General features: G+C 35.3%; 16 protein-coding genes. 7 read left to right on the top strand and 9 right to left on the bottom strand.

All coding sequences use genetic code 11. The features are described 5' to 3' along the window. Nucleotides 1-86 precede the first annotated feature (86 nt). Nucleotides 87-536: a DUF1569 domain-containing protein gene (locus HBHAL_RS07530; protein WP_014642760.1), complete on the top strand. Its 450-nt coding sequence runs from the start codon at nucleotides 87-89 to the stop codon at nucleotides 534-536. A 223-nt stretch (nucleotides 537-759) separates the two neighbouring features. On the opposite strand, the gene HBHAL_RS21415 is transcribed toward HBHAL_RS07530, so the two are convergent. From HBHAL_RS21415 to HBHAL_RS07500, 6 genes are all read right to left on the bottom strand, one after another. Then, nucleotides 760-1,011, bottom strand: coding sequence for a hypothetical protein (locus tag HBHAL_RS21415; RefSeq protein WP_145956021.1), 252 nt, complete (start codon nucleotides 1,009-1,011; stop codon nucleotides 760-762). A 145-nt stretch (nucleotides 1,012-1,156) separates the two neighbouring features. Next, nucleotides 1,157-1,948: an archaetidylserine decarboxylase gene (asd, locus tag HBHAL_RS07525; RefSeq protein WP_014642758.1), complete on the bottom strand. Its 792-nt coding sequence runs from the start codon at nucleotides 1,946-1,948 to the stop codon at nucleotides 1,157-1,159. 740 nt (nucleotides 1,949-2,688) lie between these two features. Beyond that, a complete protein-coding gene (gene ltrA, locus HBHAL_RS07515) occupies nucleotides 2,689-4,503 on the bottom strand; it encodes a group II intron reverse transcriptase/maturase (protein WP_041601139.1) in 1,815 nt (604 codons plus the stop codon). A gap of 798 nt (nucleotides 4,504-5,301) precedes the next feature. Continuing rightward, nucleotides 5,302-6,228 (bottom strand): DUF6414 family protein, encoded by a 927-nt coding sequence (locus HBHAL_RS07510; protein WP_014642756.1) that lies wholly within the window; start codon nucleotides 6,226-6,228, stop codon nucleotides 5,302-5,304. Nucleotides 6,229-6,272: 44 nt separating this feature from the next. Continuing rightward, entirely contained in the window at nucleotides 6,273-6,452 is a 180-nt protein-coding gene (locus HBHAL_RS07505) for a hypothetical protein (protein ID WP_396253051.1), read from the bottom strand. A 255-nt stretch (nucleotides 6,453-6,707) separates the two neighbouring features. Beyond that, nucleotides 6,708-7,133 (bottom strand): RDD family protein, encoded by a 426-nt coding sequence (locus tag HBHAL_RS07500; protein WP_014642755.1) that lies wholly within the window; start codon nucleotides 7,131-7,133, stop codon nucleotides 6,708-6,710. Nucleotides 7,134-7,901: 768 nt separating this feature from the next. Between HBHAL_RS07500 and HBHAL_RS07490 the strand changes: the two genes are divergently transcribed. The 5 genes from HBHAL_RS07490 (at nucleotide 7,902) to HBHAL_RS07470 (ending at nucleotide 11,283) form a co-directional block, all read left to right on the top strand. Continuing rightward, nucleotides 7,902-8,678, top strand: a complete 777-nt coding sequence (locus tag HBHAL_RS07490) for a hypothetical protein (RefSeq protein ID WP_014642753.1) — start codon at nucleotides 7,902-7,904, stop codon at nucleotides 8,676-8,678. Nucleotides 8,679-9,188: 510 nt separating this feature from the next. Then, nucleotides 9,189-9,506 (top strand): hypothetical protein, encoded by a 318-nt coding sequence (locus HBHAL_RS07485; protein ID WP_041601250.1) that lies wholly within the window; start codon nucleotides 9,189-9,191, stop codon nucleotides 9,504-9,506. Between the two features lie 417 nt (nucleotides 9,507-9,923). Continuing rightward, on the top strand, nucleotides 9,924-10,634 hold the full coding sequence (locus HBHAL_RS07480; RefSeq protein WP_014642751.1) for a hypothetical protein: 711 nt from the start codon (nucleotides 9,924-9,926) through the stop codon (nucleotides 10,632-10,634). 20 nt (nucleotides 10,635-10,654) lie between these two features. Further along, entirely contained in the window at nucleotides 10,655-10,888 is a 234-nt protein-coding gene (locus tag HBHAL_RS07475) for a hypothetical protein (protein ID WP_041601262.1), read from the top strand. Nucleotides 10,889-11,055: 167 nt separating this feature from the next. Continuing rightward, a complete protein-coding gene (locus HBHAL_RS07470; RefSeq protein ID WP_014642724.1) occupies nucleotides 11,056-11,283 on the top strand; it encodes a hypothetical protein in 228 nt (75 codons plus the stop codon). A gap of 260 nt (nucleotides 11,284-11,543) precedes the next feature. Here the strand turns inward: HBHAL_RS07470 and HBHAL_RS07465 are convergent, their stop codons facing one another. Beyond that, a complete protein-coding gene (locus HBHAL_RS07465) occupies nucleotides 11,544-11,861 on the bottom strand; it encodes a hypothetical protein (RefSeq protein ID WP_014642749.1) in 318 nt (105 codons plus the stop codon). A gap of 441 nt (nucleotides 11,862-12,302) precedes the next feature. Here HBHAL_RS07465 and HBHAL_RS07460 point away from each other — a divergent pair, with 441 nt between their 5' ends. Next, on the top strand, nucleotides 12,303-12,710 hold the full coding sequence (locus HBHAL_RS07460) for a hypothetical protein (RefSeq protein WP_014642748.1): 408 nt from the start codon (nucleotides 12,303-12,305) through the stop codon (nucleotides 12,708-12,710). Nucleotides 12,711-12,720: 10 nt separating this feature from the next. On the opposite strand, the gene HBHAL_RS07455 is transcribed toward HBHAL_RS07460, so the two are convergent. Both HBHAL_RS07455 and HBHAL_RS07450 read right to left on the bottom strand, forming a co-directional pair. Further along, a complete protein-coding gene (locus HBHAL_RS07455) occupies nucleotides 12,721-13,149 on the bottom strand; it encodes a hypothetical protein (protein ID WP_014642747.1) in 429 nt (142 codons plus the stop codon). Between the two features lie 346 nt (nucleotides 13,150-13,495). Next, entirely contained in the window at nucleotides 13,496-13,999 is a 504-nt protein-coding gene (locus HBHAL_RS07450) for a class I SAM-dependent methyltransferase (protein WP_014642745.1), read from the bottom strand. Nucleotides 14,000-14,366 lie beyond the last annotated feature (367 nt).

Genomic DNA, 14,366 nt, shown 5'->3' with positions numbered 1-14,366 from the left:
AGGATTAAATTACGTTGGCATTGAATTATATATTAAATAATCAAGAGCGTTTTTTGGTTAAAATAAAAAACTAAAGGAGTATTCTAATGAATAATATTTTTGAGATCACGTACACAGATGAGATATTAAATCGTATCGAAAACTTAAATATAGATTCACAACCAAAATGGGGAAAAATGGATGTCTCTCAAATGTTAGCTCATTGCTCAGCTTTCCAAGATATCGCAATGGGATACTCTTTACCCCCAAGAGGTTGGTTAGGGTTATTAGTAGGTAGAGTTGCAAAACCCATCTTTTATAATGACAAACCTTTAGACCACAACATGTCGACTATTCCAACCATTTTGATTACAAGTAAAAGAGATTTTGATATAGAAAGAGAAAAACTGAAACAAAAAATAATAATATTTCAAAAGAATGGACAAGAGGCTTGTGCAGATCATCCACATCCTTTTTTCGGAAAACTTACTTCCGAGCAATGGGGAAAAGGAACCTACAAGCATCTTGACCACCATTTAAAACAATTTGGTGTTTAGTGACAGGAGTTTAAATACATCGTCCCATCTTAAAATAACCTGCTTTGTTAGTTAAATAGCCTAATGCCCTGATATTCCTTGTGCTTAGGTAATAAAGGCTAAGGCTCTATTGAACAATCGCCCCCTTTCCTTTAAGTCTCGAATTCGAGATATAATGAGGGATTGAATCTCATAAAAACGTTCTATATATTCTTTTTTATAGATGTATAACAGTTAAGATATTTCATGTATGTCTTTTTTTAGCAAAAATAGACAAGACAATAATAGCTGCTATGTAACCTATCCCTGTCCTCAATACCATTTCCCAAGTTATTTTACCAGATATTAAGTAAAAAGCAGGGAACGCTATAGCAACAAATATAATTAAGGCAACCAAAGATTTTTTCAACATGATATCCCCACCTCCCAATGGTAACTTTTTCACTTTAAAGTGCTTTTCAAGTATTGCACCCGTTTGTTTAATACTTGAATTCAAGATATTTTTTTGAAATGCATTTTATTTAACTAATACACTTCTTGAAGGCACAGTATAGGGATTACTCGTAAGCCTAAGTAGGATTGATTTTTGTTGACACCAAAATATTTAAAGATTCATCCTCTATATTATCTAAAACAGAAGTCTAAAATTTAACGTTTATTTTATTCGCCAAAGGCTCACCAGCTTTAATAAAGGATTCGCGCTTTAACTTTTCATTGAGACTAACCTTTCCTTTTTCGAACAATAGAACAACGGTAGAACCAAAGTTAAAGAAGCCAACTTCTTCCCCTTTTTTTAGGAGCGAAGTGGAATGGGAGAGTTGAATAGTGTTAACCCACATTGCCCCTACCTTTACGAGAGCAATATACATCCCATCATCTTGTTTTAATTCCGTAATAATTCGGTAATTCGTTGAAATTGGAGAGTTCCCTAAAGCCAATCCCCACTTATTAACAGGGGTAGACTTTCCTCCAAGCTCATACTGGTTGGTAACGACAGCATCTACGGGAGAATGGATGCGATGATAATCTCGCGGACTAAGATAAAGAACAATAAATAAACCATTTTGAAAGCGTTCTATCATTTCTTTATTCTCTAATAGATCATTAATTGAATAAGAGATTCCTTTTATCTTAAATGCAGCACCCTTTATCTCACCCAATTGCTCTACTTTAGCATCGACAGGACTTACAATTTCTTTCTTACCTTCCTTTACAGGTCGTGCACCTGACCTCAGTTTCCTAACAAAAAAATCTTCTAATGAAGTAAATTCTTCTATATTTTTGTCTAATTCATCAGTTTGGACCTTCAGGACTTTCACGAATGGCAGAATGAGCCATCTACTGAGAGGAAAACGACTAGCTCTTTGAATGAACTTTCCGACCCATTGAGAATTAAAGAAACTAATAATACTCCGATACAAATGCTTTTTCACTCAAACTCCTCCAGATTTCCCTTGTTATATATACTATACTTTATCTAATTACTGAATTTTCTACAATCCTGCCGGTTAATGATGAGTGATCTTTCATATTGAACAATCGCCCCCGTTTTATAAGACTTGAAACTGAGATAACTTACAGATTATGTAGTATAAAATCACACCTAAAACAATGCTCAATACTATAGTGTTTGTTATTGGACATTTAAATTAACGTCTTTTCTCTTCTTCATTTTATTTGCTGCGAATCTAATTATTAAATAAATGATAAGTACATTTAACAGAAAAGTCGCAGGATTAATTGCCATTCCATCATTACCGCTAAATAAGTTATCAAAAAGCCAGACACTGTAAGGTTCTTTCTGGTGTATCGTTATATACTTTATTGGAAATCCAAAAGTGTGGTTGCCTATTCCTTCATTAGAATAATTACTGGATATGAAATATGGTATAAAAATACATAAGAGCAAACTCCAAATCATATGTTTCCAGTTTGACCTCTTCAAAAAACCCCTCCCTGATTAAACTTTATTTGCTTTTTGAATTTAAAAATTATAATCATCAGAACCACTATGTAAGTGGAATTAAGGGGGAGCAGTCTTTTAAGCAATAGTTAGCAATAGGTAAGCGTTTGAGATTATCTCTGGCTTTTCCCCTGCTCCACACCGAACGTGCTAGTTTCCCAGCATTCGGCGTTCCATCTAAAGGTATGTACTACATTATAAGTTCCTATGTTACTCTTCGAGACTGGATGCAACGATCCCTTCCACCCCACATACCTTTCGGTATTGATTGATTTTGTCTAAGATCAATCGATTCTGTGGTAATCGTTCAAGATAAACCTTTATCTTCTCTATATCTTTCATATGGATAAGTCGATGGATATCCTTATGAAGAATACGGAGATTCTGAAATTGATCGGACCCTCCTTGGTTCTTTGGCACGTAATGGTGACAGTGAACGTCTTGTGCATGGAGGTATTTGCCTGTAATTTCGCATCTTCCCATCTTCATACTATATCGACTAATACGATTATCCAGATATTCAATACTTCGTTTCGGTAGAGAAGACTTCATTAAATGTCCAATTTCTTTCTGGATATCCGGGCGGAGACTTTTGTGTATCTGTTCCCTACCCTTCTTTGTGTAAAGCGAAAGCTTTGAACTGAAGCTCATCGCATGGAATGTTTTCACATTGCCAATGGGGAATAGATACGTATCATTGATATTGATCGTTTTCGTTCCTAAGCTAAAGGTCTTCCTATAGAAAGGAGGTGGCTTAAAAGGATGTTCTAGCTTTCCAACCGGTCGAAGACGGTTCACTAGAAATGGTTTTAGATCGTAAGCAAGACGTGAAAACACGAGACTTACATGAGTCGCTCGCTTAAAGTATTGGTGAAGTCCTAGAACAAAGCTATTATAACGATTAATATTCTCAGTAGAAGGCGAAGCTTTCATTCTTCGAATGAGTTTCTTCGCTTCCTGTTTGATTTTCTCGCTTTTTGAAGTAACGACCCCAGTATGGGCCACTCGTTTCTTACCCTTTTTATTCGCACGAATGGTGAACCCTAAGAACTCCGATTCTCGTTTTCTTAAGTTTACAATTTGAGATTTCTCTGGTGAGATATCCAGTTTCAAACGCTCTTTGAGGTACAGACGTACCGCATGGTACCACCTTTGCGCTGTCTTTCCATCCCGACATAGAATTTTAAAATCATCCGCATACCGGACCAGATATCCTTGTTTCAAATTCGTTTGTTTTCTCGCTCGCCTTCTGGCATCATCTGAACTGTAGGATTTCGTCAGGGGAAATACTTCCCACTGGTCGGCAACCCATTGGTCTAGATCATTTAAGACAACATTCGAAAGAAGGGGAGATAAAATTCCACCTTGTGGCGAACCCTTATCGGGCACACCTTCACCATCAATTTCTGATGTAATCATTTTAGAAATACATGCCAGTACCTTTCGGTCTTGGATGCCAATATTCCAGAGTTGCTTCTTTAATAGACGATGATTTACGTTATCAAAGAAGCTTTTAATATCTACATCAACCACGTAATGAAGTTGACTATGGTTAATCAGAAACTGTATTCTTGCCATAGCATGATGAGCAGACCGGAGAGGTCTGAAACCGTAGCTATGTTTGAAGAATTGAGATTCTACAATCGGTTCGAGAACTTGTTTGAAGCATTGTTGGATCACTCGATCCAAGATACATGGAATCCCAAGGGGTCTCCATTTTCCGTTCTCTTTTTCAATCCATTCTCTTCGAACTTTCTTCGGGTGATAGTTTTGAAGTTTACTTCGGACTTCATTTACCAGATCATTTTCGGAGAGCTCTTTCATGTCATCGATGGTTTTCCCATCGGTTCCTGGTGTTCTAGAACCTTTATTGGTTTTAATCATGCGAAAAGCGAGCAGGATGTTTTCTCTCGATATGATGGTTTCATATAAATGAGAGAACGTATTTCCCTGACTCGCTTTTTCATGAAGATCCGTAAAGGTCTCCGTCATATTATAATAATCCCAGTTTCGCAGCGTTGACACTGTGGCATCCCTCCTTTGGAGTGATGTTCCCACGTTCCTACCCGATCGGTGCCATTCACGTTAGGAAAATAATCGTTTCATACTCTAGACTTGGGGCTATTCCTCCACTTCCATTACAGAAGTTTCACCAGTCATTCCCCTACCTTCACAAGGATAAATGCTTTTCAGCATAACTTTATAGCAACCGTTTCGGGTGACAGCCCTTGATTCAACGTCCCTTGCTTTCCAAGTACCATACAACGTAGCTATCCATACTAAACGTAGATGCTTCCTTTAAGCCTGTGAGCTCGATACCGCCATCGTTCGGTATAGCGTCTTTCAGAGGGGGCAGTTTTACTCCACACCACTCACGTCATCGTAAGATGACCACGTAAGTTTCCTTACGTTCGAAACTTTAGACCCTTACCTTCGGAAGTTCGTCAGTTCCTATCTCAAAGAACGATTCTCATCCTATCTAGTTTTTCAGCCGTGGGGCATATCCGTCAGCATACCTAATGGCTTCAGCCTTCGTTCTGCCCAATCTACCTGTGCTTCACACCCTAAGACCTGTCCGTCTTAACGCATGCAGAAGTGTTGACGGGATGGTTTCAGGAAACATGGATCCTTCATTCCCATCCTCCGTTGTACAGTTAAAATTTAATCAAATAAACTTCCTGCCTTTCACGCTGAAAAGCGCTTATAGCAGAACTTGTCGCGCGCCCCCAATTCGTGAAGACTTGATTTCGAGATGTATTCCCTTTGGATCACAATCCAAAATGTTATAACTTCTTTTTACAAAACTTCGATACTGTTATGTAACTACTTATGTTCCTTATAAATTGCTATAGGTTCTACCGCAATTTTAGGGAAATTTACTGATGCAAATGCTTCTTGAATTTGGTTGAATTCATTTATAACTTTATTCATAAAGTCAGCTAACGTTTTCTCAGATTCTAAATTAGGACCTTTAATACTTTTGCCAAACTCATTAATTTTTTCAGTAATGCTTGTACTCTCTTTAATTGGAACTTTGGTTATTTGGCATATCATTTCCCATTTTCCTTCTAAATTAGAACCGTATTTGTAAATTATGTTCCTAATAGTTTCTCTTAAATACTCCTTATTAATAGTACCTGCAAAAGTTAGATCAGTATTACTAGTCATTTCAATAGTTGTTAAGTCAGAATACATAGTAGATACGAGCTTTGAAAATTGTTCAAATTCATCATCAGGCTGCTCTTGTGCATCAGCAAATATCTTCATCATGTCTAAAGGATCAAAATCGGGATTAGAAACATCACCTATACTTTTATCATTAATTATTCTATCGAGAACCCCGATATTAGAAAGGTTTTGAGATAAAGTTTCATAATCAAATATTGCTATCTTGCCAGTAACCTTAACAAAATTTCTAGAAGTAGTTTTTAATGAACGGTGCTCTAAATTAGTTACATCATTTAGTAAGTTCCTTTCTTGAAGGCCTAGTCTCATCTCTTCAAACGCATAGTCGTGTAATGACTTAGTATTTTGTAGATTTGTAGTTGTTGTTCGATTGTAATTTACTTCTCCCGAAATAGGGAAACCCAATAACTCCATTAATATGGTTGTTTTAGCCCTGCCACCTACTTGGTTAGCTTTTTGTTTACTGTCAGTTACACTTTCCAATAGTCCACTATTGATTTGAGCGAGTATAGATTCAATTTTGTCACCATTATAATAGATGAAATCCCTGTAAATAATAACCACCCCTTACTAACTAAATAAATCACTATACCATAAGACTAATTACTTCATAAAAACTCAACACTCAGTCCTACATAAATTAAGACTGATACAAATATAAAACCAGAAAAGAATAATCCTTTCTGCACCATTGTCCAATTCTTCATCCAACCCCAACACTTTCGATCAACATCCAACCAAAAGTAATCCACAACTACTGCTAACACTACAATTACTAATGCTGCCAAAGTTTCCATAGCCCCCCCCATTTCTGTTTGGTAACTTAACTATATCATCATTAATCCAAATAATACCAACAATGACGCAGTACTATTATTTACCCCACTTATCTCTAAACTGAGTTTTCCGTAATCCTGCCCTTAGCCAAAAAAGCGATTGCTCATATTGAACAATCGCCCCCTTTTATGTAAGACTCGAATTCGAGATATCTTATACTGCTCTTTTACTTTAGCACCCTATAGTTCAGTTCCATCACTCATAATTTAGTCCCGGATTGGTGGGGATGTTGTCACATACGTTTGCGCAATAAAGTCGTGAATCGCACGTTTATCTTCTCTTACTCCTATCATAAAAGCACTTACAATCAATCCAATTCCTAATGTGAGAGCATAGGCAACTCCTGCTACTATAACCCTTACTATCATTGTACCAACCCCAACTTTTCTCCCATCAATTCTTACGATACGATTGCCTGCCATTCTTCTCCCTAACGTGTACCCAGACCATAAAACAGGTAATAACACGGTATAAACTAATCCTAAAATATCAGTAGGGTAGGATTTTTCACCATCATAAAATACTCCATATAGAAAGTAAGAGATAATTCCTGTTACCAAAAATATAATAATAAAATCTAAAACACTTGCTAAAAACCTGTTCCTAAAACCAGCTGGATAAGTAACTTCCATATACACCATCCTTTCATAATTTTATCTTCCCAGCTTTCACACTAAAATAATAGTCCCTTTACAACTAAAGCCCCCGATACGTGAATACTCGAATTCAAGACAAATTAGATAAATTTTAATAATTTAATATATCCTGACCATAACCTATAATTCCAATGGTGGATAAAATAATGAGAACTACACCAATTAACAATGCACTCAAATGTAAGATTTTTTGGAGAGATGTCTCTGTCTTAAATTTTTTTATTGTAATCAGGCTAATAGCTAAAAGGATTACACCGGTCAATAAAACGTACCCCATTCCCAACTAAATCACCCCCAAATTAAAATTTGCTCTTCTTTATTGAAGAATAGCCCCCTAAACTTGAACACTCGAAATCAAGCTAATTACACTCAAATTTCAGATGGACTGCTTGAATATACTTTTGCGAATTTCTCCCTATAAAATGATATCAAGCTCATAAACTACGTCATACCTTTCAATTCGTTTACATAACTTAATGGGACGAATTAAATTCCAATTGAAAGGGAGACGATCATTTTGTTTTAGGAGTATCTAATGGAGTTTGGGCTAGAAATATAGTAGACGGTTCCACTCGTAGCCTATTTAATAGCCATCTTAAAGGGCACTACGTTAAAGTACAATTTAGCAATGATATAACAACATCGGAAGAAGTTTCAGTTTCAGGAACTTGGAGAAGTAATTAAATTAGCTAATGGGTTTATCTAACATTAGATAAACCCATTTATTGTAGGAAGGAATGAGTAATGTTGTTATCTAGAGAAATTAAAGGAATGCTCTCACCTTTATACGTTTTTACTTACATCGCCATAATTCTAATTCCAATTCTAATTGCCTTCTATCAAGCAAATAACTATATCCTATTCAAACCGATAGACTTTTTCACCTTAACATTAGAAGGTATGATTCCTATGGTTTTTCCTTTAATATGTGTAAGTATCTTTTTAATACAACTCGCCAAGGAGAAAACAAATAATTTCTTATTATATACTCGTTCAAGAACCGACCTTGGCTCTTATTTAAGAATGAAATTCTTTGTGAACGCTACTTTAGTATTTACCGTCGTTTTCTTAATGGTTTTTGTTCCATTTTTTATTGCCTTTTACATAGATCCTTTATTTGGGCATATCAATTATTATCCCGTTGATAATATTGAAAACGTTGACTCCCCAACGTTTAGTCAATTATTAAACTATGGTTCATTGGTTTATGGATTAGGATATGCTTTCTGGGTGGCAATTAATGGTGTAGTGTATGCTTCTTTAAGCTTTGCACTTCTCTTTTTGTTAAGTAATAATTTTCTCGCCATGTCGTTACCTTTTGTGATTTATCATGCTGGAAATTTTGTCTTGGCCATTATGGATCTTGAAGTATATTCACTAATAAGTACAATTTTTCCATTTAACATTTCTCAGCAACCTATTTGGACGGCATTGATTCCATTTTTATGTTTAACTGCTTTATTATTTATCTTACTCTTTATAATGAGTTTTAAAATTAAGCGATTGGACGTTATACTTTGAATTATGTCAATGATTTTATCAATGATTATTTCCATCCAAAATGGCTGCTTATAGGAGTAGTAATATTTTTGTATGGATTAGGGATAAAGGAAAAAATTTCATCTCTATCAATAGTAAATAAAGCATCTCCAAACCAATGGGACATTGTTTTAAACTTAGTTAATGCCCCCATGCCACATTAATAATGAAAAAAAGAGAGGAGAGACTTAATAATTAAGCCTCTCCTCTCTTTTTTCATCTCTAAGATTTTTATTTCATGCTTAGCGTACGTTTTGCTGGCGGTACCCCTACTATATAATTTGCAAAGATAATGTACCATTAAAAGTAACTTCTTCTCTTTTGATCTCAACCTTTGTTTAAAATCATTCCCCAGTTTACAAGCAATATTAAACTATATATCAGCATTCTGAGTATTCAACTAAAGCCCCCATTTGTGTAAGACTTGAATTCGAGATATCACTTGCCTTCTAAACTTCTATACGGAAGTATTTTTCTTTCTTATAGTCCACTTTGGTTCTGCGTTCAGTACACTTGATTGCTCAAACTTTCAATCAAGAAAACTTTGATGATCACACCTTTTATCACGTTATCTGTGTAGTCACTGTTGGTGAACAGGCGTATATGTATCAAGCGGAAGGCATTCAAATTCAAAACTTGCCTGCACAGGATCTAGGGTGCTGGTATTGTGAAACCTTTGATGCTCACTTGTTTGCTTCACATGAGTTTGATACGAATGTTCACTTAAACTGTATTCAGACTGCTTTAGCCAAGGATCCAGAGGACCCGGAAGCTCAAATATTTAAACGGGAATTCTCTGAAATCATGTAGCCCACTTTTGGTGGGCTGCTCCCTCCGGGAGATGTAGATGAAATTCTTTAAAGGAGTGGTGATATGAAAGAAGCCAATCATCAAGTTTGTAGGTGCAATAAACCGAATAAAATAGATATTGTTTATCTAAACACCATTCCTATCGATAATGAGTTGGAATCTCTTGATCAATTCTATTGTAAAGATTGTAATTCATTTTGGAATGAACCTTAACTGTTGAAAAATATTAACTAATAAATGGCTCACACCTTAGCGTGTGGGCTTTTTTATTAAACCAGCACTCCTTTATAATGAATACATAGTCTCATGACTTTTTTCTCTTTTTTTGTAAATAAAAGGAGAAAATATGAATTTAAAGTAGAATATATATAATCGTATTAAAGAGAAAATTCGACTTTAAAAGGAGATGTATGGTATTTGAAAAAGTTTTTGCTCATTCTGCTGTCTGTTGTCCTGTTGGTACCTCTGATAAGTCCCCTTACTGCAAGTGCTGATGGGAAGGTGGATCTTTTTAATGATTGGGAAAATGAAGGTGGAGAGTTTTTCAACACTGATGGTACCTATAGAATTATGGATAATCCTGATTTTTCCGAAGAAGAAGCCGACAAAGTTTTTGCTGCTGCCCCTATTATGGATCAATACATTACAATGGAAAGTGGTACACTAGAAATAAACCCAACTGCGAAAACAAAAGTTGCCCCTGAAATCTATGAACAATATGAAAAAGGTGTGAATACATTAAACGAAGGTGTTAGAGACAACGTACTCTATTTGGATAATGTCAGTAAAACACCACAGCTTGTAACTCCTTTAGATCAGATAGGCGACTCCACTAACGCCGTCATTGATGATTTTTCAAGAAAGTATTGGTGGGGACTAAAATGGTATATGAATAGTAGAGAATCTAGATATTATCGAGACCTATTTAATGACCGATCTTTTACTTGGGGCTTTGTATCCGCTTTAATCGGCATGATTCCTGGTTCCCAACCAGCATTTTTTGCTGGTATGCTCATGTCAGCAGGAAATTGGTATCTCTATAGAGAATTAAGAGACAATAGAAGCTACAGAGGCTCAGTTCTGGTCTTTAAATGGGCTCCGCCTAAAATCTATGCATATCGAAGATAATAAGATTGGAGGTCGATAAATTGTTTATGATTCAGATCACTGTTTTCTTGTTATTAATTAGTCTATTATTTTTCTTCAAAAGGAAATTCGGTAACAAAGCTTCTTCGTATATTTCTATAACCATTATTGCTTCTATCATACTTCTCATCGTGTTCACTGGAAATGTCGATGATGTATCAAGATTCGTTATTTTATTTGGGATTATTGGTATCACTTTCATGATCTCTAATCTCAAGAAAGCAAAAAGTAATTAAAATAGTCCTCTCCTTTTATAGGAGGGGATTTTTTTTATGTCTAATTATAAGGAGGTGATCTTATGTAGAACCTAATTTATGAGAATACATAGTTCTCACTCATAGTCTTTCTGTCCCTTAATCTTCTCGCCAACCCTAAAAAAACTATTATTGGAGGAATTTTTATTATGAAAAAACTAATCGCAGGTACTAAAGGTAAAGTTGTAGGCGTAACTCTTGCAGGAGCTCTTGTTTTCGGTGGCGGTGCAGCTGTCGGTGCAAGTTATGATTTCGGAAGTCATTTAGATGGTGTTGCTGGTAACATTTCTGATAAAGTAGCTTCTTTCACCGGTAAAACCGTAGATGAAAGACAGAAAATCGAAGCCAATGAAGTGTCCAACACTAAAAGGACATGAGCGGTCGTGACATAATTAGGTATCTCAACATCTTCACTTGCAATAATTACAATGACAACCAGGTTTATAAGGAAAGAGATCCAGCTAAGCCAGCTATTTTTAAGCGAAAAATCCCCCTGTGATTGGTTCGATGATTTAGAGTTGCTAATAAGATCACCACCTTTTAGCTAATATGTCTTAACTGCAGTAAAGCCCCCTTTTCCGTAAGACTCGAATTCGAGATAAATTAAGCGTATTAACACCTAACGCCGCCGTTAATTTTACAATGCGCCCCTATCCCGATATAAAAACAACGTAGATGTATTTAATAATATGGTAACAATGACAAGTACAGTTGAAATAACAGCTACACCGTGCATTTCCAACAGAGCAGACCAGTCTTCAATGTTTACTAAGTGAAGGTTATAAAAAATTTGTAAACATATTGCGATAGCGCAAGCGCTGAAACTGATAATGGTGAGAGCAATCCATTTCTTATTCATCTGTTTTTTACCTAACGCAAGATTAACAATAGGAATTATCCAAGCTACTAACCCAAGTACCAAACTGCCGATGTTAAGCCAACCAGCATCGAACATTTTTCATCCCACTTTCATTTTTTCTTTCTAATTTCTCCTCAACAAAATGTCCCGATTGCGGAACATAATAAAAAACACACTTCCACTAATCTGCTCCGTCAGTTAAATAGGTTAAACCACTGATATTACTTGTGCTTATGTAATAAAGGGCTAATGCTCTATTGAACAATCGCCCCCGTTACTTGAAGACTCAGTTTCGAGATAAAGCAAATAAATTATGGTGTTAGAACATTAGATACTTAGCGTTGCTTTTAGTCTATTCTAGGATCATTGGTGTTGCTATTGGTCAAGGGTTTTTACAGTCTGGTTTATGGGCGTGCAACTTTGCTCTTAATGCTTTCTTTATTTCACTAAATGTTAAATTCACCGTCATAACATTATTTTCCTTTGAAATGCATACCTATTTAGTGACAAACGAAACCAGAAAGGTGGGCAACCCGAATGAAAAAAAAGAATTTTATTCTAATATTTTTTGTAGGTTTAGCTATTGCATTAGCTTCATTTTTTAGCGTTTCTTTAATGGCTAGTGAAAAAAAGTTATCAGACGAAACCATTATAGTAGATAATAAGGAAGTATCATCTAAATATTTTAATGATTTAAACGAAAGAACCGCAAACTTAGGAGAAAGCATAATTAAAAATCTAGATGGCACTAAGTATCGGCTTAATACCATTTTATTACTTGCTGAAAAGTATCCAGTTCAAGTAATCTACTTAAAATCTACTAAAGAAGCAACTGTAAAAGAGAAGCAACATATAAAAGATAAAATTCATAATATAATTAAATCAAAGAATTTCAGTGAAAAAGAAACGTTTGAAATAGTTTTTGAAGGAAATGAAAATATATAGGCTCAATTAATCAATCTCTCACTCTAATGGTAACCGTTTCATTAAATCCATTAGCATCAAATCCTATTACAAACTCCGCTTTGTTATTACTGCCATCTACATATGGATTTAAATCTGTTATTACATGGCAAAAGTCACCATTAGAATCAGGGTATATATATCCAAAGCCTACAAATTCCCTTCCACTTGGATCTTGCTCTTGAATTCTAAAATTACCATTATTAGATGGATTCATGTTAAATACACAAATTTCTAAATTTCCACCACCAGAGTTCACTTGGATTTCTTTATACGAACTTGTTAGATAAACATTATTATAATACAAAGTATCCCATTCTCCTGGACCAAGTGGTGTAACATCATCAGTAATTGCAAATGCTGAAGTTGGAACAAATAAGGCAATAAAAAATGTTAAAGCAATTATTCTTAACTTTTTCATAAAATTACCCCTTTTTATATTAAATTTTCCTGCGAGTAAGGTTTTCGTCATATAATCACAAAAACCTTCCAATATTTGGAAATTAACAAAGTTTTGTTTTTATTAATGGGGGGAGAGTCAGGAAAATGCGGATATACAACATTAAAGAAAGGCATGAAAAATCGGTTCCTTCACAACGTTTAGGAACCGATTATCTGATTTAATTTATTCAACTAATGCCCCCTTTACTTTAAGATTCGAAGTCGAGATATTTTAAAGGAAAGACTATGCTTATTGATCTCAATTAATTGAATAATCAGGGTTTTACAGCATCAATAATAAGAGATGGAAATGCTAACTCTTCCCCTTAGTTTCTAGGATCAAATTGGTTAGAGCGAAAGATAACTCCATCTTTCCCACTCCATGAATTAGCATGAAATTGGCCTTCTTCATCACAATATTCAAGTAATTTCACTTCAAATCCAACTTTCTCGAACATATTGGATATTGAAGTATAATTATGTACAATTTTATGACTCGCTGCCGGATGATCGGCTGGTCCTGGACCTCCAATTTGTACGATTTGCTGATACTTTTCATCAGGAAAATATCCATCGGGAACTGCACAACGGACGTACCCCCCTTCTCTTAGATATTTAATACATATCTCAGCAGCTCTTATTCCCTCTTCGAAGGCCAGATGTTCCCAGACATGTTCTGCTAAAATGGCTTCAATTGAATTTATTTTAAAGTTAGCTTCCAAGGAAGCTTCATCTAGTAAATTTACTTCGTCTTCTTGGGTATGAATCCAACCCGGATTATTGTTATGTTCTCCTGCACCAATCACAAGCTTAATATTTTTCTCCTGCATTTATATTACACTCCTTATGTGAGTTTCCGGCTTCATTAGTAAAAAAAAGCTAAAACTTATGTAATATAACGAGCACTCTATTGAAGACTCGAGACCAAGGTAATCTCGTCTTAAGCGTAGTCTTCATCTTTGAAACTTTAACTACGGAAGAGGAAATCGGACTAATTCATAGGCATATGCAAAGAACAATATCACTGCAACCAATGTCAACAAAATTTTATGCTTCTTAAAATTGTCCATAGCAAATAATATAACCCCAGTTAAAGCAAGGGTATAAAACACGTAGTCAAACCATTCTGCTTTTATAACGAAAGTTTCAATAGTTGATAGCGTCAAAAAAAATATTAATGCAAAGAGATAACCCCTA

Source organism: Halobacillus halophilus DSM 2266 (genome assembly GCF_000284515.1).
GTDB lineage: Bacteria > Bacillota > Bacilli > Bacillales > Halobacillaceae > Halobacillus > Halobacillus halophilus.
This window is presented reverse-complemented; position numbering and strand designations above follow the sequence as displayed.

Bases quoted from the DNA above. Each gene is read 5' to 3' on its own strand.
- HBHAL_RS07465 (WP_014642749.1), bottom strand. From the start codon at position 11,861: ATGTTCGATGCTGGTTGGCTTAACATCGGCAGTTTGGTACTTGGGTTA.
- HBHAL_RS07460 (WP_014642748.1), top strand. From the start codon at position 12,303: ATGAAAAAAAAGAATTTTATTCTAATATTTTTTGTAGGTTTAGCTATT.
- HBHAL_RS07455 (WP_014642747.1), bottom strand. From the start codon at position 13,149: ATGAAAAAGTTAAGAATAATTGCTTTAACATTTTTTATTGCCTTATTT.
- HBHAL_RS07450 (WP_014642745.1), bottom strand. From the start codon at position 13,999: ATGCAGGAGAAAAATATTAAGCTTGTGATTGGTGCAGGAGAACATAAC.
- HBHAL_RS07500 (WP_014642755.1), bottom strand. From the start codon at position 7,133: ATGGAAGTTACTTATCCAGCTGGTTTTAGGAACAGGTTTTTAGCAAGT.
- HBHAL_RS07470 (WP_014642724.1), top strand. From the start codon at position 11,056: ATGAAAAAACTAATCGCAGGTACTAAAGGTAAAGTTGTAGGCGTAACT.
- HBHAL_RS07530 (WP_014642760.1), top strand. From the start codon at position 87: ATGAATAATATTTTTGAGATCACGTACACAGATGAGATATTAAATCGT.
- HBHAL_RS07490 (WP_014642753.1), top strand. From the start codon at position 7,902: ATGTTGTTATCTAGAGAAATTAAAGGAATGCTCTCACCTTTATACGTT.